18 protein-coding genes and 1 tRNA gene are annotated in these 18,058 nt (G+C 39.2%); 7 read left to right on the forward strand and 12 right to left on the reverse strand.

What is annotated here, in order from left to right; translation table 11 throughout:
• Nucleotide 1 precedes the first annotated feature (1 nt).
• Both rsmI and RM539_RS07235 read left to right on the forward strand, forming a co-directional pair.
• On the forward strand, nt 2-673 hold the full coding sequence (rsmI, locus tag RM539_RS07230) for a 16S rRNA (cytidine(1402)-2'-O)-methyltransferase (protein ID WP_311502718.1): 672 nt from the start codon (nt 2-4) through the stop codon (nt 671-673).
• A complete protein-coding gene (locus RM539_RS07235) occupies nt 673-1,254 on the forward strand; it encodes a uracil-DNA glycosylase family protein (RefSeq protein WP_311502719.1) in 582 nt (193 codons plus the stop codon). The genes rsmI and RM539_RS07235 overlap by 1 nt, the downstream gene beginning before the upstream one ends.
• 119 nt (nt 1,255-1,373) lie before the next feature.
• Here the strand turns inward: RM539_RS07235 and ade are convergent, their stop codons facing one another.
• Nucleotides 1,374-2,990 (reverse strand): adenine deaminase, encoded by a 1,617-nt coding sequence (gene ade, locus RM539_RS07240; protein ID WP_311502720.1) that lies wholly within the window; start codon nt 2,988-2,990, stop codon nt 1,374-1,376.
• A gap of 106 nt (nt 2,991-3,096) precedes the next feature.
• Here ade and RM539_RS07245 point away from each other — a divergent pair, with 106 nt between their 5' ends.
• Genes RM539_RS07245 through RM539_RS07255 form a run of 3 tightly spaced genes read left to right on the forward strand, consistent with a single transcriptional unit; the run spans nt 3,097 to nt 5,589 of the window.
• A complete protein-coding gene (locus tag RM539_RS07245; RefSeq protein WP_311502721.1) occupies nt 3,097-3,441 on the forward strand; it encodes a HopJ type III effector protein in 345 nt (114 codons plus the stop codon).
• Nucleotides 3,442-3,483: 42 nt separating this feature from the next.
• A complete protein-coding gene (gene recJ / locus RM539_RS07250) occupies nt 3,484-5,178 on the forward strand; it encodes a single-stranded-DNA-specific exonuclease RecJ (protein WP_311502925.1) in 1,695 nt (564 codons plus the stop codon).
• 60 nt (nt 5,179-5,238) lie between these two features.
• Entirely contained in the window at nt 5,239-5,589 is a 351-nt protein-coding gene (locus RM539_RS07255) for a hypothetical protein (protein WP_311502722.1), read from the forward strand.
• On the opposite strand, the gene RM539_RS07260 is transcribed toward RM539_RS07255, so the two are convergent.
• Both RM539_RS07260 and RM539_RS07265 read right to left on the reverse strand, forming a co-directional pair.
• Nucleotides 5,586-6,353: a UDP-2,3-diacylglucosamine diphosphatase gene (locus RM539_RS07260; protein ID WP_311502723.1), complete on the reverse strand. Its 768-nt coding sequence runs from the start codon at nt 6,351-6,353 to the stop codon at nt 5,586-5,588. The genes RM539_RS07255 and RM539_RS07260 overlap by 4 nt on opposite strands.
• Nucleotides 6,354-6,732: 379 nt before the next feature.
• Nucleotides 6,733-7,185 (reverse strand): 6-pyruvoyl trahydropterin synthase family protein, encoded by a 453-nt coding sequence (locus RM539_RS07265; protein ID WP_311502724.1) that lies wholly within the window; start codon nt 7,183-7,185, stop codon nt 6,733-6,735.
• Nucleotides 7,186-7,289: 104 nt separating this feature from the next.
• Here RM539_RS07265 and RM539_RS07270 point away from each other — a divergent pair, with 104 nt between their 5' ends.
• Nucleotides 7,290-7,937: a 2OG-Fe(II) oxygenase gene (locus RM539_RS07270; RefSeq protein WP_432264615.1), complete on the forward strand. Its 648-nt coding sequence runs from the start codon at nt 7,290-7,292 to the stop codon at nt 7,935-7,937.
• On the opposite strand, the gene RM539_RS07275 is transcribed toward RM539_RS07270, so the two are convergent.
• The 5 genes from RM539_RS07275 to RM539_RS07295 all read right to left on the reverse strand — a co-directional run bounded on the left by RM539_RS07275 (nt 7,938) and on the right by RM539_RS07295 (nt 11,336).
• The gene (locus RM539_RS07275) at nt 7,938-8,066 is read right to left on the reverse strand and encodes a hypothetical protein (protein ID WP_311502726.1); all 129 of its coding nucleotides are present in this window, start codon (nt 8,064-8,066) and stop codon (nt 7,938-7,940) included. It abuts the gene before it with no gap.
• Entirely contained in the window at nt 8,063-8,239 is a 177-nt protein-coding gene (locus tag RM539_RS07280; protein ID WP_311502727.1) for a hypothetical protein, read from the reverse strand. Before RM539_RS07280 ends, RM539_RS07275 begins: the two co-directional genes overlap by 4 nt.
• A gap of 223 nt (nt 8,240-8,462) precedes the next feature.
• Nucleotides 8,463-9,230: an enoyl-CoA hydratase/isomerase family protein gene (locus RM539_RS07285; RefSeq protein ID WP_311502728.1), complete on the reverse strand. Its 768-nt coding sequence runs from the start codon at nt 9,228-9,230 to the stop codon at nt 8,463-8,465.
• A gap of 220 nt (nt 9,231-9,450) precedes the next feature.
• A complete protein-coding gene (locus tag RM539_RS07290; protein ID WP_311502729.1) occupies nt 9,451-10,779 on the reverse strand; it encodes an MATE family efflux transporter in 1,329 nt (442 codons plus the stop codon).
• Nucleotides 10,780-10,835: 56 nt separating this feature from the next.
• Nucleotides 10,836-11,336, reverse strand: a complete 501-nt coding sequence (locus RM539_RS07295; protein ID WP_311502730.1) for a GNAT family N-acetyltransferase — start codon at nt 11,334-11,336, stop codon at nt 10,836-10,838.
• Nucleotides 11,337-11,398: 62 nt separating this feature from the next.
• On the opposite strand from RM539_RS07295, the gene RM539_RS07300 reads away from it, so the two are divergent.
• Nucleotides 11,399-11,472 (forward strand) — tRNA-Ala (locus tag RM539_RS07300).
• 65 nt (nt 11,473-11,537) lie between these two features.
• On the opposite strand, the gene RM539_RS07305 is transcribed toward RM539_RS07300, so the two are convergent.
• The 4 genes from RM539_RS07305 to kbl form a co-directional block, all read right to left on the reverse strand.
• Nucleotides 11,538-12,422 carry an alpha/beta hydrolase family protein gene (locus RM539_RS07305; protein ID WP_311502731.1) on the reverse strand — a complete coding sequence of 295 codons (885 nt, stop codon included), beginning with the start codon at nt 12,420-12,422 and terminating at the stop codon, nt 11,538-11,540.
• A 25-nt stretch (nt 12,423-12,447) separates the two neighbouring features.
• Nucleotides 12,448-15,213: a PD-(D/E)XK nuclease family protein gene (locus RM539_RS07310; RefSeq protein WP_311502732.1), complete on the reverse strand. Its 2,766-nt coding sequence runs from the start codon at nt 15,211-15,213 to the stop codon at nt 12,448-12,450.
• 66 nt (nt 15,214-15,279) lie between these two features.
• Nucleotides 15,280-16,689, reverse strand: a complete 1,410-nt coding sequence (locus RM539_RS07315) for an OmpA family protein (RefSeq protein ID WP_311502733.1) — start codon at nt 16,687-16,689, stop codon at nt 15,280-15,282.
• A 170-nt stretch (nt 16,690-16,859) separates the two neighbouring features.
• Nucleotides 16,860-18,053 carry a glycine C-acetyltransferase gene (kbl, locus tag RM539_RS07320; protein ID WP_311502734.1) on the reverse strand — a complete coding sequence of 398 codons (1,194 nt, stop codon included), beginning with the start codon at nt 18,051-18,053 and terminating at the stop codon, nt 16,860-16,862.
• Nucleotides 18,054-18,058: the final 5 nt, after the last annotated feature.

Consider the following 18,058-nt stretch of genomic DNA (forward strand, 5'->3'; position numbering starts at 1 on the left):
TATGGGTAAACTTTATCTTGTTCCCACTCCAATAGGAAATCTTGAAGATATTACCTTTCGTGCTGTAAAAGTACTTAAAGAAGCAAATCTTATTCTTGCGGAAGACACACGGAACAGCGGTAAACTGCTGAAGCACTTTGATATTAACACCCAAATGCAGAGCCACCATATGCATAATGAACATAAAACTGTGGATGGCATTGTACAACGCATACAAAACGGCGAAATTATTGCTTTAATAAGCGATGCGGGAACGCCGGCAATTTCAGATCCCGGATTCTTGCTTACGCGTGCCTGTGTAGAGGCAGGGGTGGATGTGGATTGTCTCCCCGGGGCAACCGCATTTGTTCCGGCTCTTGTGAATAGCGGACTTCCAAATGATAAATTTGTATTTGAAGGCTTTCTTCCGGTTAAAAAAGGGCGCCAAACAAGGCTGAAACTTTTGGCTGGGGAAACAAGGACCATGGTGTTTTACGAGTCTCCTCATAAATTATTAAAAACACTTGGCCATTTTGCAGAATATTTTGGGGAGGACCGGCAGGTCTCCGTTTCAAGAGAAATCACTAAGCTGCACGAAGAAACCATAAGAGGCAGTGCTGTGGAAGTTCTTCAGCATTACACTCAAAAACCTCCCAAAGGTGAGATTGTAGTGATAGTAGCAGGAAAAAAATAATGGATGATTTACTTCAGCAGATACGTGGTTGTGAAGTTTGCCGTAAGCACTTGCCCTTAGGGCCGCGTCCAATAATTGAAGCTTCCCGAAATTCAAAAATCATCCTTATAAGCCAGGCGCCGGGACGGGTTGTCCACAAATCTGGTATTGCCTGGAAGGACCAGAGCGGTAAAAAATTAAGGGAGTGGCTGGGCGTAAATGACGATACATTTTACAATACTTCCAATTTTGCAATTTTACCAATGGCCTTTTGTTATCCGGGTAAAGCAAAAACCGGAGACCTCCCGCCACGGAAAGAATGTGCTCCGCTGTGGCACCACAATGTCCTTAACCAATTTAAAGATGTAAAGTTGAAAATTTTGATTGGTGCTTATGCTGCTGGCAGTTATCTGCCCGATTCCCCTAATAGAAACCTTACTCAAAAAGTATCCAATTTCGAGGATTTTCTGCCGGAATATCTTCCTTTACCTCATCCTTCTCCCGTAAACCGTTTCTGGCGAATGAAGAACACCTGGTTTGAGGAAAAAATGGTTCCTGAAGTGCAGCAAATCATAAGGAAAATTTTGGAGGAGGATACCTGAATTGATATTATTTCCTTTCCGGTCAGAATTCTGAATACCTCTGTTTTTAATATTTTATTTGTTGAAGATTGCCAAAACCATTACATCTTCTTTATCAACATTTAGTGACCGATTTATTTTTAGGAATTAACAAACTTAAAATTTTTTCCGCTGAATAGCCCTTTATCTGACAGTTTTAAATCGGGTATTACAAGTAGAGCCATAAATGAGAGCGTCATAAACGGAGCTTTTAGTGTGCTGCCAAGTTCTTTGGACATAGCATCAATTTCCTCATATAATTTCCCGGTTTCCCAACCGTCTTTTTCACTAATTATCCCGGCCACAGGCAGGGGAAGCAATTTTACACTTTGCCCGTCTACTGAACAAATCCCACCTTTACTTTCTATAATATAATTCACCGCATTGCATAATTCTTCATCTGAAGTACCCACGGCAATAATATTATGGGAGTCATGCGCCACAGAGCTGGCAATTGCACCTTTTTTCAAGCCGAAATTTTTTATAAAAGCAACGGCCGGGGGCGCATCTTCATATCTGTTGACTACAGTAATTTTCAAAATATCATTATTAGTATCTGCAATTAAATTTCCGCTTTCATTAAGACCTTCCAATTGAAGTTCATTGGTAATTAAAGCGCCGTCAACAGCCTCAATCACTTTGGTATCTTTCTTTTCGGCTTTAACCACAAATTCTTCAGGCTTTTTTAAAGAAGTATGGAAGTTATTCGGCTTTTCAAAATCTACGGAAGGGATGGAGGATTTACCATTTTCAGCTACCTTATCTCCATTTATAAAAGTTTGCAGCACTTTAAAATTCTTTAGATCTTCCACCACAATAAAATCGGCAGCATCCCCTTCATTTAACAATCCCACCGGGAGGTTATAATGTCTCACCGGGTTTATACATGCCGTCTGCAACACTTTAAAAAGGTCAATATCTTTTTCTACTGCGCGGGCACAAAGTTCATTGATGTGGCCTAGCAGTAAATCGTCCGGATGTTTGTCATCTGAACAAAACATCATATTTTCATAATTCTCAGGTAGCAGGTCTATGAGCGCATCAAAATTTTTAGCTGCACTACCTTCCCTTATAATTATTTTTACTCCCAGGGAAAGTTTTTCCCTGGCTTCTTCATAAGTAAAACATTCATGATCTGTGGAAATACCGGCTGCAGAATATTTCCAGGCACTTTCACCACGTAGTCCCGGGGCATGACCGTCTACCGGTTTTTTAAAATACTTTGCCCAGTTAATTTTTTTCATCACTTCTGAATTTCCTGCAAGAACTCCGGGATAATTCATTACTTCAGCAAGATAGTAGATATCGGGAGAAGCCATTAAGTCTCTTATGTCATCTACATCAAGCTCTGCTCCGGCAGTTTCAAATTCAGTCGCGGGAACACAGGAAGGCGCACCAAAATGAAATTTAAGCGGTACTTTTTTTCCATTTTCGATCATAAACTCAACACCTTTTTTTCCCAGCACATTAGCTATCTCATGGGGGTCTGATACGGTTGCTACGGTGCCATGAACCACTGCCAGTTTTGCAAATTCTGAAGGCACCAGCATAGAGCTTTCTATGTGGATATGCGCATCTGTAAAGCCGGGCATAATATAAGTTTTCACATCATGCTCCTTCCTTTCAATTTTGGCAATTCTTCCATTTTCAATGCTAACTTCTGCAGGGAAAATTTCCCGTGATTCAATATCTACCAGTTGTCCTTTAATCTTTTTCATTGCTAAATTTATGATGGTAAAATAAGCATAAAAAAGAGTTTATTAAAATGGCTAATTTTGTGTCTGCCTAAATTTTATTGGCATCTTCGCAGCAAACTACTATAAAATGAAAACTGAAGAATTTCTAAATTTTTTAAAAGAAAATCCACGAGCTAATACCTTTGGGCGTACTATGGAAGTTATAGATAAAAATTATTATTTCACACCTGTTGCCTTTAAAAATGGTCAGATAAAAAATGCAGCCGGAGAAAACAACGGCAGTTGTAAGATCTTTTATTTCGCAAAAAGGAATAATTTGAATAAAGAGGAAACACTGGCTTGTTTTGGAGAGGTTTATTTTGAGCAGGTATTAAAGCAGCCTAACGGAGAAGGGCATCAAAATATCAGGAATTTTATGAAATCCGGCTGGGAAGGAATTCATTTTAAAGAAACGGCATTGCAGCCCAAATAACCATTTTTCTTTACTACCTTAAATTTATTATTTTTTATGGAAATGCGCTGGAGCCTTAAACCCAAACCTAATGAAGAAACTGTAGCTCACCTGGCTGCAAAACTTGGTGTTGGAAAACCTGTAGCTTCCCTTTTGGTGCAGCGGGGAATAGAAACTTTTGAAGAAGCAAAGAAATTCTTCCGCCCATCTCTGGAAGATCTCCATGATCCTTATTTGATGAAAGATATGGATCGCGCGGTGGAGCGTATTGAAAAAGCTATCAAAAACGAAGAAAATATCCTGGTGTACGGAGATTATGATGTAGATGGCACTACAAGTGTAGCCTTAATGTCTTCTTTTCTGAAAGGATTCTCGCCATACGTGGCCACCTACATTCCAGACCGCTATAATGAAGGTTACGGGGTATCTTACCAGGGAATTGATTTTGCTGCAGATAATGATGTAAGCCTGATCATTGCGCTGGACTGCGGAATTAAAGCCGTGGAAAAAGTAGTTTATGCGAAGGAGAAGGGAATAGAATTTATTATCTGTGACCATCACCGCCCTGGTGCCGAAATTCCTGCTGCGGCAGCCATTCTGGATCCAAAACGTGAAGATTGTGACTATCCATATAAGGAACTTTGCGGGTGTGGCGTTGGTTTTAAATTAATTCAGGCGCTGGCCGCCAGAAAAGGATTAGAAACAGAAAACCTGTTGCCTTACCTGGACCTTGTAGCTACGGCTATTGGAGCTGATATTGTTCCTATTACCGGCGAAAACCGCATCCTGGCTTATCATGGAATGCATGTTATTAATGTTGCGCCCAGGGCGGGGTTTAAAGCCATTCTAAAGCAGGTGAAGAAGGAAAGAATAAGCATAACCGACGTGGTTTTTATTCTGGCCCCGCGCATTAATGCCGCCGGCAGGATGAAACACGGGCAACATGCTGTAAATCTTTTAACTGAAGAAGATGAAGATACCGCGGCACAATTTGCCGCTGATATAGAAAATTATAATTCCGATCGTCGTGATGCCGATAGAAGCATTACCGCTGAAGCTCTTGCGCAAATTGAAGATTTAAAGGAACAGGAACGGCATACTACAGTGGTATATCAGGAAAACTGGCATAAAGGCGTGATTGGTATTGTAGCCTCCCGTCTTACAGAAACGTATTACAGGCCCACGCTGGTTTTTACGAAAAGCGGTGAAAAACTGGCGGCTTCGGCGCGGTCTGTAAAAGGTTTTGATGTTTATGATGCCCTTGAAGCCTGTAAAGAACATATTGAGCAGTTTGGCGGACATAAATATGCAGCCGGCCTTACTTTATTTGCTTCGGAATACGAAAATTTTAAAAGGAAGTTTGAAAATGTGGTGGCTGAAACGATAGATAAAAAGCTGCTCACTCCTGAAGTTTCCATAGATGCCGAAATAAATCTGAAAGATATCACCCCTAAATTTTACCGCATTTTAAAACAATTTGCGCCTTTTGGACCCGGCAACATGTCTCCGGTATTTACTACCTGTAACCTAAGGGATACCGGCTATGGAAAATGTGTTGGAGCCGATGAAAGTCATTTAAAATGCCAGGTAAAACAGGAAGGGGAAAACCCTGTTTTTAATGTTATAGGCTTTGGACTGGGCAAAAAACTGGAGATTATTAGAAAACATAAAATTTTTAAAGCAGCCTACTCCATAGATGAAAATCATTATAATGGCAATATTAGTTTGCAGCTGAGGTTAAAGGATATTGCAGAATAATTCTTATTATTTAGATTGGTTTTAAATAATAATTTTATCTTTGGGTAAATACATTCAGAGATGGAAGATGTAGATGTAATTTATCACAATAAATTCGGTATCGCTTTTAGATGGCAAAGTCCTGAGCTAAATGCCGATCCCAATCGTATTCAGCTGGTATTTAAAGATATGGGTTTTTATCTGCGGAAAGATGAGCTTGTGCAATTGGCAGGGAATATTCAAACCGCCGCACAGCATAATTGCTGCAAGTGCGATAAAAAAAACTGTCGGAGCATTTTGGTGAAGTCTCCTTTGCTGAAGATGGATTTTGCAGTAACTCGGGAAGAACTGGAAGAAATCTCAGATCTTATTGAAGGCACTTTGTTTAAGGTAAACCTTTATACATATGTGAGCGATATTTGTAAAAATTAAGCCTGCTCTTGGCGTAATTTTTTCAATTTTAATTCTTTCCCATCAAACACGGCGTAAGTATAATAGTTTATCCAGTCGCCGGTATTAATGTATGTTGAATTTTCCTTTATCTTAAATTCAATAGGTAAATGCCGGTGCCCGAATAAAAAATAGTCATAGTGTTTTTTATCCAGTTTTCGCTTGCAGTACTGTATAAGCCACTCATTTTCTTCCCCCAGAAATTCCTGGTCTTCTTCTCCTGAAATTGCTTTGTTTTTAACAGAAAAATACTGTGCCAGCGGTACTCCAATATCCGGATGTAACCATCTATACAGCCATTTGGAAAAAGGATTCGTAAATACCTTTTTCATCTTTTTATAACCGTTATCTCCGGGGCCCAGTCCATCGCCATGGCCAATGAGGAATTTCTTATTGTTGAATTCAAACTCCCGGGGTTTATGAAAAACGGGAATGTTGAGTTCCTCCCCAAAATAATCGTTCATCCACAAATCGTGGTTTCCCACAAAAAAATAAACAGGGATTCCACTGTCTTTAATTTCGGCCAGTTTCCCTAATACCCGAACAAAACCTTTGGGAACCACATGCTTATATTCAAACCAGAAATCGAATAAATCCCCCATAAGAAAAATGGCGGCTGCGTCTTGTTTAATTTCATCCAGCCATTTTACAAATTTTCTCTCCCGCGGGCGGCTTTCTGCCTGTGTGGGAGCACCTAGATGATTATCGCTTGAAAAGTAAACTTTTTTACCGTGCGGGATGTTCATAATTTGGATTCTGGAGGGTAAAGATAAATAATTTCGGATTGGAGAGGATTAGTTTACGGTATCACCTGACAGGTTCTTGAAACCTGCCAGGTTTGAGAATATTCCGTTTTTACCCTTCCGTCTTAATCTTCTTTCGAAGATTAATCCACCTTCCCTTGAAAAAGGGAAGGAGCTATTGGAAGTATGATTGCCATTGCGAGCGAAACGGAGTGTAGCGCGGCAATCTTTAATTTGAAGTGGAAATAATGTTTGGACAAAATTACAAACAGATTGCTTCGGCTGTCGCTTCGCAGTGTTTGTTGCGCAAGGGATAGAAGCGGGTAGCTCCCGCTTTTTTGCGGGACTAAAAGCGGATAGCCCGGCCCGTAAGGGTTGCGCCCTAATCGTTATCTGAAGCGTACCACTCGGCAAAAGAAGTTTCGGTTTCCTGCAGTTTCAGGGAAAACAAGCCGATGTGTGCAGGCAGGTGCTTCCTGATTTTTTCAGCAAAATCTATCACCATATTTTCGCTGGTAGGCTGATAATCTACCAGGATTACGTGGTGGCCGCGGGATTTTAATTCTTCGGCGAGTTCCAGGTGTGGGGTATTCTTGTTAAAAACGGTGGCATGGTCAAATTTATCCACAATTTCAGACTTCACAATTTTCTTAAGATCACCAAAATCTATCACCATCCCAAATTTTACATTTTTATCGTCCGTTATAGGTTCCCCAATTACGGTAACGCCCAGTTTGTAACTATGGCCGTGTACATTGCGGCATTTGCCATCGTAGCCGTAAAGTGCGTGACCGGTTTCAAAAGAGAATTGTTTTGTGATTCTTATTTTACTCATCCTGATTGAATTTGCTGCAAAGATAAAGTTTTTTTGAGGCTAAAAATTTTTATCCAACCTATCATTTTCTGATCTATATTTGCAAAATTTTTTTCATCATGGAAATGGCAACAGAAGAATTATTTGACCAGCTGGAATTTAAAGAGAATCCGCTTTATGAGCAGATAATTTCCGATTTACTGGAGAAACAGTATGCTGTAATTGATTCTTTTTTTGATTTAGCTGAAGTAGAAATTTTGCGGAAATCGCTCCTGCAGAAATATAAAGAGGATAATTTTAAAAAAGCGGCTATAGGCAATCGTATTAATGAAGTTGTTTTAAAATCGGTACGGGGAGATGCAATTTTGTGGTTAAATGAAGCCGAAGCCGGAGCAGCGGAATGCATATTTTTTGATAAAATAAATGCTTTGGTAGATTACCTGAATAAAACCTGTTTTCTGGGAATTCTTACCAAAGAGTTTCATTATGCCTTATATCCGGAAGGGACTTTTTATAAGCGCCATCTGGACACTTTCCAGAACGACGGCAGGAGGAAACTTTCTCTTGTATGTTACCTGAATCAGGAAGACTGGCAGCCGGAAAACGGAGGGGAACTGGTGATATATAAAGAAAAGGGCGCCGCCGAAACTTCAGAAAGTTTTTTCCCTTTTCCGGGGAGGCTGATAATTTTTGAAAGTCAGGTTTTGGAGCATGAGGTAAAACCAGTAAAAAAGGAACGCCTGAGTATTACAGGCTGGCTTAAAACCAGGTAATTATTCCCGGAATTTTTTATAAAAAACTACAAAAACAAGAATAAGCGCAATAATTAGCCAGAAGCCGTAACCGCTTAAAAAACTAAGGATTTCCCAGGCATCTCCGGAAGGGGTTTCCTGCTGCATCATTTTTCGTGTCTTTTTCTCCAATTGTACCGTGCATAGAAAAATATAGCCAGTATAAATATTACAGCCAGAAGGTAGGGCCAGTTTCCGGAAATAAATTCCCATACTGAAAAACCCCAGGTTTGCTCCTGGCTGGCGTCACGATCTTGTGGCAAATGTTGTTGAAGCACGGTCATATTATTAATTGAATTTTTCCAGAATAAACAAGTTACAAAGGATTTATTGAATGAGGTTCTTCTAATTTAAAATATTACCGGCTTAAGTATTCTTTAGACGTTTTTTTGATCTAATGATGAAAAACAGAATTCCGGCTGATGCAAAAAAAGCAGCTGTAGCGATAATTTCAAAATTTTTTTCAAAAGACCTTTATAATTTAAGCTGATATTTTAAATTATAAGGTCACTTTTTAAACTTCGATAGTGCATTTTTGGTAAAATCTGAAAGTACCAGTTCCCCGGAAATCGCTGCTCTTTCCTGAAGCAGGCTATCCCAATTCTCTGTATTTTTCCAAAGGATATTTTTCATTTCCAGAAGTGCCTGCGGGTTATAAGAAGCCAGCTTTTCTGTAAAAATTTCTATTTCTTTATCTAAATCTTTAATTGATTCAAAAACCCTGGCGTAGAGATTCTTTTCCTTCGCCCAGTATGCGTTCTTCCATTCATGTGCAGCCAAAGTTAGTTCTCCCAGGGCGGCGGCACCCATTTTCCGTTCTACTGCAGGTGCAATCACAAACGGGCCTATTCCAATGCTCAGTTCGGAAAGCTTTATAGATGCAGCATCTGTGGCCATAGCATAATCGCAGGCAGCTATAAGACCCACGCCGCCACCCACTGTTTTTCCCTGTACGCGGCCAACAATAAGTTTTTTACATTTTCGCATTGCATTAATCACATTGGCAAAACCTGAAAAAAATAACTTACCAAGCTGCATGTTTTCAATAGCCATAAGTTCATCAAAGGAGGCACCGGCACAAAATGCTTTTTCTCCTTCAGATTTAAGGATAATCACATTCACTGCTTCATCATCAGAAAGTTTATTGATTTCCTTTTCCAGTCTTTTAAGTAATTCTGAAGGAAAAGAATTGCTGGCGGGATGCCCGAATTCCAGCGTAGCGATTTTATTTTCTATGTTGGTGTACAAACTTCCGTTTTTTCTTGTGGTGCTCATTTTCTTTGCTTTTTCTCAAATTTAAGTAATTAAAAATATAGTTTATTAAAAGCTTCAGTTCTGAAGGTCGGTGATTGTTTTTGAAACTGATCTATTTGAGTGAAAAGTGCAGAGAGGAAAATTTTAAATGCTTCGAAATTTATGGTACATAATTTTTAGAAGTCAGTAATTGACCTTTTTGAAAGTTCGATTTGCTACGAATTTTTCAGAAGTACTCGTTTTAAACTTCTTTATTAAGATATTTTCTTCGGAACTGGATCACCAGCGCGCTGCTTCTTATAAGCATCCATACAAAAAACGCCATCCATATAGCGTAGAGCTTCAATCCGAAGTAATCTGAAATGAGCAGCGTAGGAGTAAAGCCAAGAAAGGTTGCCACCAGTAAAACATTCCGCAGATATTTGGCTTCCCCAAGTCCTTTAAAAATTCCGTCGAACATAAAAGCAATTGCATTTACAGGCTGCATAATTAAAACAATCCAAAACACCGATGAAAATAATGCCAGTACCGTGGCTTCCTTATTAAAAAGCCATCCAATCTCATCATAAAACATTCCGCAGATGGCCATCAGGATAAGAGCGATCAAAACAGCGTATAAACTAATTTTTTTGCTCAGTTCCCAAAGATTTCGGTAATCTCTGGCTCCTAAAAGCCGCCCTCCAATAGCGTTTCCAGCATTAGCATAACCATCTATAAAAAAGCTGAAAAATAACCAGATATTCATTAGGATACTTTGCGCGGCGATATAACTTTTGCCATAATCTGTAGCGTAGGCATTAGCCAGATATATGGCAAAATTTAAGGCTGCCGTACGTACAAACAGGTTGGCCGCCATAAGCAGTAGCGGCCGCATTTGGGGATTAATATTAAAACTCAGCTTCATATGGAAAGGAGTTTTTTTAAAAAAGAACCACAATGCCATTACCAGCATCACAGCCTGAGCCGAAAGGCTCGCATATGCCGCCCCTTCCAGGTGCATGGCAGGAATATAACCATCTATTCCATATACCAGTAAGTAATCAAGTGCCACATTTATTACGGCACCGGTTAAACTGCATTTCATGGCCCACAAGGTATTTTGAAGTCCGCGAAAAATACCAAAAATTGCAAAAGTAACCAGCGTTAGCGGGTAACCCAGCGCACGGATTTGATAATATTCTTCAGCATATTCAAGAATAAGTCCTTCTGCGTTATAAGCACTAAAAATGGCTTCTGCGAAATAAGCGGTAACCACATAAATAAGTAAGCTGAAGATGAGGTTAAAAGTGATTGCCTGCGGGATTAAAGTTTTAACCGCATGCAGCCGGTTTGCCCCTAAATGCTGAGAAACTATTGCTGAAATGGCCGTTTTTGTTTGCGCCACAATCCAAATAATGGCCGATAAAAAAGAGCCTACTATGCCTGCTGCAGCCAGGGCTTCTACAGAATTTCTACCCACGTTTCCTATAACCGCAATATCAGTAAGGGAGATGAGGGGCTCAGCTATCCCGGCAATAATAGCGGGGATGGCAATCCTGTTTATATTTTTAAAGCTAACGGAAGTATTCACGGCGAATTTTAATCTGCAAATATAATATTTACAAAGGTTTCGCCATTAGATGATGGCTATAGTATTAATTCATAACAGTGGAAAGGATCTTTACTTTGCTTCGGAAAGAAAATATCTTCAAGCTTTATATAGCCACGGGATTCATAAAATTTCTGATTTCTTTTATTTTGACTGAAGGTATCCAGCCGCACTGACTCGTAATTATTTTTCCTGGCAAAATCTTCTGCGAAATCCATAAGTTCTTTTCTTGTTCCACATCCCCAATTTTCAGGATTGGTGGCCAACCGATGAATATAAAGGTTATTTTCGCTTTTAGTAAGCCATTTTAAAGGTATATATTCTGCGTCCATAAAGGCACTCAAAACAATCATTCCTTCAATATTATTATTTACCTCCTTCACGTATAGTTCCTTTTTTTGAACGTCTTCAGCAAGGCGTTCAAGGGAAGGATAATGTTCATTCCATTGAAAAATGCCTTTGTTTCGCATAGCAAGGGCACAGGCCTGGGTAAGTTTTTTAAGATTATGAAGGTCTTTTTCTGTGGCAATCCTGGGCATGGAAATAGAAAAAATAAAAGATTTCTTTATTTAAAGAAAATTATTACATTTGCCGTGTAAACGGGGGATTAGCTCAGCTGGCTAGAGCGTTTGGCTGGCAGCCAAAAGGTCATCGGTTCGACTCCGATATTCTCCACAAAAACCACTGCATTTGCAGTGGTTTTTTGTTTAGAAAGTTTTTCTTATGTCTTAACTTAAGCCCTAATCTCCATAAGCGTCCAGTAATTCCTGATTATCGGCTTTAATAAATTCCAGGGTATTGTCCAGCACATATTTAAACTCTTTTGGGAGTTCTGCCTCATTCCAGGGATGCTTCATCCCAAAAACATGATCGGCATTTTCTACCAGTAAAAGTTTTGGCGCCGGGCTCCATTCAAATAATTGCCCGGAATCTGCTATGGAAACACTGGTATCGTTACTTCCATGTACAATAAGGTGTGGTATTTCAAGTTTTTCCGCGGCATTTTTAATATTCAGGCGTTCTTCATTTTCCTGGAAATTGGTGTAGAACTGGTAGTGATGCGGGAGCTGTTGGCCGGTCCTGGAATTAGTGATATAACGCACTCCTTTTTCCTGCCATTTTTCCAGAATATCTTCTTTAGGAAAACGTGAACCAAAGTCGGCTACAGATGCGAAAGTAATTAGTTTGGTGATTCTTTTTTCTTCGGAAGCTTTTATAATTGCAATTCCGCCACCTCTGGAATGGCCAATAAGGTTAATAGAAGAAACGTCCAGATTTTGAGCATAAGTGAAATCAGGTAACAGAAGCGAATCAATTACCGATTGTAAATCGTCCAGCTCTTTGGTGTAATTATTATCTCCAAAAGCTTCTATATCTAAAAATTCTGTTGGATTATCTTTATTGGTACCATTATGGGAGAAGTTGAATTTCACAAAAAAGTAGCCATCTTCTGCAAAGCGTTCAGCCATCTTTTCCCATCCGCCCCAGTCTTTAAACCCTTTATAGCCGTGGCAGAAAATTATAACGGGTTTAGGCTTTTTATCTTCCTGAAAAAAAATATCAGTTACTATTGGTCTTTCATGTTTTCCTTCAAAAAGGAGGTTTTTTTTCTTTGTGATTTCCATCTCATTTCAATTTTAACGGCTCGCATCAATAGCTTCCGAATATTTGTTTTACTTCTTTTTCGATAAAAGGAATTTCAGGATTGCATATTTCGGCAATTAATATCTTCAATTCCGCACCAAAAGCTTCTAAAATATCATGGTCAACTTGCGTTTTTTTTCCACTCCTTTGCCCTGGTTTGTCTTTTTTACAAAATTTCAGGAATCCGCCTTTCATATTTTTAAAGGAAATGATCCCGGCTTCCACTGGTTGAACAAAATTTTGGCCTGCATTCAACATCGTAGCATAACAAAGCACCTGAAAACTTTTGCTGTACTTATCATAATCGGTTGTTATAGATTCCCAATCTACAATTTCAATTTTATTTTGTTCAACCTTTCCGGTTTTATAGTCAATAATTCTGGTAATACCGTTATAATTTTCCACCCTGTCTACTTTTCCGCGAATGTATACCGGAAAAGGCAGTTGATTTACTTCAACGGGCGTTTTCAAATTTCTTTCAATCTGCAAAATTTTAATTTCTTCCCCGCTTTTTAATCTTTGCAATTCATATTTTAAAAAGTTGATCAGGTACCTTTTTGCTACTTCAAAAATCAATAAATTTTTGCCGCTGTCCATAGGTGCCTGTGTATAGGAATTTCGAAACTGGAGCCTGACTTCAGTATCTACTTTTTTAAGAAGCCCGGTAATAATTTCTTCAGATAAATATTGATCTTCCAGAGGTTCATAAAAATTCTGAAGACTATCGTGTACCACTGTACCCAGAGTATTATAAGCAACAGTTTCCTCCACCGCTTCCTGCTCTCTTACTCCTAATATGTATTGATGATAAAAGTCAAGCGGATTCCTAATGTAGGTGGTGAGTGCTGAAGGAGAAAAACCGTAGGCAGCAAGATCTTTTAATTTTTCCATAACTTCAGGAGTTTTTTTAACTTCCTGAAGTTTTGGTGAGGCGATATTAACTTTGGGTGCCACAATGTTTTTAATCAAATGGTGAGCAGGTTGCTTTTCAATTTCCAGTTGAGTGAGAAACCGGCTTTTTTCCCCGGCGCCAAGTCCGCTGCTCTCCGTATTGTAAAGAAGATGTACGTTTTTTGCACGCTGTAACAAACGATAGAAATGGTAGGTATAAACAGCATCCTTTTCCCTGTAGGTTGGCAGTTGATACGTTTTTTTAAGATCGTAGGGAATAAAGGAATTGCTTGATTTTCCTGCGGGTAAAACGCCTTCATTTAATGAAGTAATGATCACATTTTCAAAATCCAGTGCCCGGGATTCTAGCATGCCCATTAGTTGCAAACCCTGGAAAGGTCTTCCCTGAAAATCCAGGCTTTGGGTACTCATTATTTCTTTGTAAAAATGATAGAGTGATTTAAGATTTTTAATGTGAGGGTAATCTTTTAAAAGGCTTTCCAGCTTATTGAAAAGCACATGAAATTGATATAAAAATTCCAGTCCTAATTGGTCTTCTGAAGTTTTCAGGTGAATCTTTATGTGCTGGACCATCTCCTGAAGCTTTTGCAAAGCATTTTCTGGTGAATCCTGCCAGCGCTGAAAACATGCCTTTAGAATAGTAGCTTCAGTTGACGTTTCTACGGACAAGATTTTTTCAGACTTTAGGTAAACAAGATTCTGCCGATTAATTTTAGTACCGATTTCTGTTACCGGAACTTCAGGAATTCCAGCAATAGCCGGATGGTTAAGCACTGCAAGAACATCTTTATAATAGTATTCTTTCTCACCGTTGAGGTGAAGTTGAAAAAGTTTCTCAAAAAGAGATGCCAGGGGAGCGTTTTTCAGCGGAAAACCCATGGTAATATTCAGAGCTTCTATATTGGGCGGAAGGCTGTTTAAAACAGGCAGCAATAAATCTTCTTCTCCTAGCACCACCGCTGTCTTTTGAAGTTGCTGAGGATCCATATTTGCCAGAATCTCACCTAAATATTTTGCCTGGCCAATATTTTTTGGAACTCCTGTTATCTTTATCTCTTTTTCAGAGGCATATTCCCTAATAGGAGCAGGTTTAGAACTGGCACTGTAAAATGGCCATTTTTGGAAATATTCCCGGATAAACAGGGATGCTCCATGTTCCCTGTCCTGTAGAAAAACTTCATCTATGTCCCAAAAAACTTCAGCGGCTGTTTTTTCCAGCATAACCTGAAAGATCTTTTCTTCAGCGGCATTAAGCGCGTTAAAACCTATAAATATGTGTTTGCGGGAATTATTATTTAAATAATCTGAAATTTTTGAAGCTGCTTCGCGGTAAATTAACCCCTGATAACCTTGCTTCTTAGATAATAATTGCTCCCGGAGCTTCTCATAATAATTTGGAAGCGTATGCCAGAAGCGCAGGTAATTATTTATAAGCTCGGTTTTTTCTTTTTGCAGGTACCAATGATTAATATCCTGAATTTCAGAGAGATAATTAAAAAATTCTTTATGGTTGATAAGGTAACGGTCTACTTCATTAAAATCGTGAATTAGGGTCTGTGCCCAGTTCATAAATGTTTCAAAATCTTCCTGCTCTTCTTTTGGGGTACATTTTTGGTAGACTTCAAAAAATTCGAAAATCGAAATTGTATTATCTATGCCCTTAAGGCCGGAGATTTTTTCGGTAAATTCTTCAATGCTGAATATTTGCGGAGCAAAAATACTTTTGTCACTTAGGTGTGATAATTCATTCAGAAGAAAGGCTCCAGCTCTTTTACTTGGCAGGATGAAGATATACTCTGAAATATTTTCTTCGGAAGAAGAAATTACTTTTTCAAGAACCTTTTTTATAAATGATTTCATGTTATAAAAATAAAAAACGCCCCGATGACTCGGAGCGTTTTTGGTAAAAAATAATTCCTTATTATCTTAGTTAGAAGAATTTCTAACCTCTTTATTTTTGTCTAAAGAAATCTCTACACGTCTGTTCTCCTGTCTTCCGGCAGAAGTACTGTTAGTGGCGATAGGCTGAGTTTCTCCATAACCTTCAGAAGTTAATCTGCTGGATGGGATACCCTGGTTAGCAAGGTAATCGCTTACAGAGGCAGCACGCTCTTTAGAAAGTTGAAGGTTATAATCATCACTTCCAGAACTATCAGTATGTCCTTCAATGTGGAATATTGTATTTGGATATTCCATCATGATTTCAGCAATTGAATTTAATGCTTCTTCAGATTCAGTACGGATTGTAGCCTTATTAAGATCAAACAATACTGTATTTGAATATTCATTTAGTTCAGAAACAACTTCAGCGGTTGGTTCAGGACATCCATTATTAGCTCTTGTACCGGCAACCTCTGGACAATCGTCTTCATCGTCAATTATACCATCACCATCGGTATCTTCTTCAGGGCATCCGTTATTATCAGCGGGACCTGCTTCGTTTGGACAATCATCTTCATTATCGGCAACTCCGTCACCGTCAGAATCTGGACATCCGTTCATTGAAGCCAAACCGGCAACCTCTGGACAGTCATCTTCATTATCAGGCACGCCGTCTCCATCAGAATCAGGACATCCGTTAAATTGTGCAAGGCCTGCTTCATCTGGACAGTCATCCATACGATCTTCTACACCGTCCCCATCAGAATCAGGGCATCCGTTAAATTCAGGAAGGCCTGCTTCTTCGGGACATTCATCATCTTTATCATAAATGCCGTCACCATCTGTATCGGTACCTCCAAAGACAAATTTTATACCGGCAGCATGTTGAAAGTGGGAAGCACTTTCAGTTTCAAAAGAATGCTTGTAATTAGATTCAACGGTTAAAGCAATATTATCTGAAAACCAGAAGTTAAATCCTACTTTACCATTAAGAGTGGCACCATCAAAATTTTGAAGGTTATCAGAATCCTGATCTCCAATCCAGTTGTAGTCTCCACCCACACCAATTACCGGATCAAACCATCCGTCATTAAGAAGGGCCCTTAAACTATAGTTTGCAGAAAGTCCTGCGGAATAGTAAGAAAGCTGCGGAATAGACTCAGAACCAAATTGGTCTATCTGGTTAATAGATCCTGCAAATTCTGCTACAAAACCAGCGCCTATATAACGCCCTACAGTTAGCCTGGAAACAGAAGGAAGGATGTTCCAGTTTTCTGTTTGGAAATAATGGTCAAAATAACCGCCCTGTCCCGGTGCGTCTTCGCCAGTTGGATAGAAGTCTACCGCGTTAGTTTGAATACCTATAGCCCACGGGTTGTTGTCATCCTGAGCATTTACCGAAGTAATCCCAAGAAACAACATTGAAGCTAAAAGGAATTTGCTAAAATGTTTCATATTCAATAGTTTAGTTTTAAGTGTTAACTTAAACAAAAGTATGGGCTTCATCCTCATTAACAAAGAAAGAAATAATAAAGTTTTCTTAATAGATCCTTGTATAACGGTACCTCTCGCACGATTTGATTATTTGGTAACGTGAAAATTTAAGATTTTCACCCCTCTGTTGTTTAGATTATTTTAAGATTTTTTCCAACTTCTATAAAGGCTTTTATGGCTTTGTCCAGATGTTCCTTTTCATGGGCGGCAGATAGTTGTACCCTTATTCTTGCCTGTTCTTTTGGAACTACGGGGTAAAAGAAACCTATTACATAAATTCCTTTTTCCAGAAGTTTATCTGCCATTAATTGGGAAAGTTTGGCTTCATAAAGCATTACCGGAACAATTGCGGCGTCACCTTCTATAATATCAAATCCGGCTTCTTTAATGCCCTTTCTAAAATACTCGGTATTTTCCTTAAGTTTTGTTCTTAAGGAATCGTCCTTTTCCAGCATATCAAATACCTTTATGGAAGCTCCAACTATAGCAGGAGCCAGGGAATTTGAGAAAAGATAAGGCCTTGACCGTTGCCTCAGGATTTCAATAACTTCCTTTTTGGCTGTAGTGTAGCCACCCATTGCTCCACCCAGAGCTTTCCCAAGAGTGCCGGTAATAATGTCCACTCTTCCTAATACGCCTTTTTCTTCAAGGGTTCCAATTCCCATATCTCCAATAAAACCTGTGGCATGGCAATCATCAATCATCACCAGGGCATCATATTTCTCTGCAAGGTCACATATTTTATCAAGTGGGGCTACCAGGCCATCCATAGAAAATACACCGTCTGTAACTATTATTTTAAACCTTGCGCCATCCTCATTGGCAGCTTTTAATTGTTTTTCAAGATCGGCCATATCACTGTTCTGGTAACGGTAACGGGCAGCTTTACAAAGCCGAACTCCATCAATTATAGAAGCATGGTTCAGGGAATCTGAGATAATGGCGTCTTCTTTGGTAAGCAAAGGCTCAAAAATACCACCGTTGGCATCAAAGGCTGCGGCGTAAAGTATAGTATCTTCTGTTCCGTAAAAATCGGCAATTTTTTGTTCCAGTTCTTTATGTATATCCTGAGTTCCGCAGATAAATCTAACGCTGGACATTCCAAAGCCATGGGTATCCATAGTGTCTTTGGCAGCCTGTATTACCTCGGGATGAGAAGAAAGCCCAAGATAATTGTTGGCGCAAAAATTAATTACTTCCTGTCCTGAAGAAATTTTAATTACAGCATCCTGTGGGGTGGTGATTATACGTTCTTTCTTATAAAGTCCCGCTTCTTTTATTTCCTCAATTTCCTTTTCTAAATATTCTTTTATTTTTCCGTACATAAATT

Source organism: Autumnicola musiva (assembly GCF_031846585.1).
Taxonomy (GTDB): Bacteria; Bacteroidota; Bacteroidia; order Flavobacteriales; family Flavobacteriaceae; genus Autumnicola; species Autumnicola musiva.

What these genes read in the sequence shown, in the direction of transcription:
- rsmI (WP_311502718.1), top strand. Translation starts at nt 2, where the DNA reads ATGGGTAAACTTTATCTTGTTCCCACTCCAATAGGAAATCTTGAAGAT.
- RM539_RS07235 (WP_311502719.1), top strand. Translation starts at nt 673, where the DNA reads ATGGATGATTTACTTCAGCAGATACGTGGTTGTGAAGTTTGCCGTAAG.
- ade (WP_311502720.1), bottom strand. Translation starts at nt 2,990, where the DNA reads ATGAAAAAGATTAAAGGACAACTGGTAGATATTGAATCACGGGAAATT.
- RM539_RS07245 (WP_311502721.1), top strand. Translation starts at nt 3,097, where the DNA reads ATGAAAACTGAAGAATTTCTAAATTTTTTAAAAGAAAATCCACGAGCT.
- recJ (WP_311502925.1), top strand. Translation starts at nt 3,484, where the DNA reads ATGCGCTGGAGCCTTAAACCCAAACCTAATGAAGAAACTGTAGCTCAC.
- RM539_RS07255 (WP_311502722.1), top strand. Translation starts at nt 5,239, where the DNA reads ATGGAAGATGTAGATGTAATTTATCACAATAAATTCGGTATCGCTTTT.
- RM539_RS07260 (WP_311502723.1), bottom strand. Translation starts at nt 6,353, where the DNA reads ATGAACATCCCGCACGGTAAAAAAGTTTACTTTTCAAGCGATAATCAT.
- RM539_RS07265 (WP_311502724.1), bottom strand. Translation starts at nt 7,185, where the DNA reads ATGAGTAAAATAAGAATCACAAAACAATTCTCTTTTGAAACCGGTCAC.
- RM539_RS07270 (WP_432264615.1), top strand. Translation starts at nt 7,290, where the DNA reads ATGGCAACAGAAGAATTATTTGACCAGCTGGAATTTAAAGAGAATCCG.
- RM539_RS07275 (WP_311502726.1), bottom strand. Translation starts at nt 8,066, where the DNA reads ATGATGCAGCAGGAAACCCCTTCCGGAGATGCCTGGGAAATCCTTAGT.
- RM539_RS07280 (WP_311502727.1), bottom strand. Translation starts at nt 8,239, where the DNA reads ATGACCGTGCTTCAACAACATTTGCCACAAGATCGTGACGCCAGCCAG.
- RM539_RS07285 (WP_311502728.1), bottom strand. Translation starts at nt 9,230, where the DNA reads ATGAGCACCACAAGAAAAAACGGAAGTTTGTACACCAACATAGAAAAT.
- RM539_RS07295 (WP_311502730.1), bottom strand. Translation starts at nt 11,336, where the DNA reads ATGCCCAGGATTGCCACAGAAAAAGACCTTCATAATCTTAAAAAACTT.
- RM539_RS07305 (WP_311502731.1), bottom strand. Translation starts at nt 12,422, where the DNA reads ATGGAAATCACAAAGAAAAAAAACCTCCTTTTTGAAGGAAAACATGAA.
- RM539_RS07310 (WP_311502732.1), bottom strand. Translation starts at nt 15,213, where the DNA reads ATGAAATCATTTATAAAAAAGGTTCTTGAAAAAGTAATTTCTTCTTCC.
- RM539_RS07315 (WP_311502733.1), bottom strand. Translation starts at nt 16,689, where the DNA reads ATGAAACATTTTAGCAAATTCCTTTTAGCTTCAATGTTGTTTCTTGGG.
- kbl (WP_311502734.1), bottom strand. Translation starts at nt 18,053, where the DNA reads ATGTACGGAAAAATAAAAGAATATTTAGAAAAGGAAATTGAGGAAATA.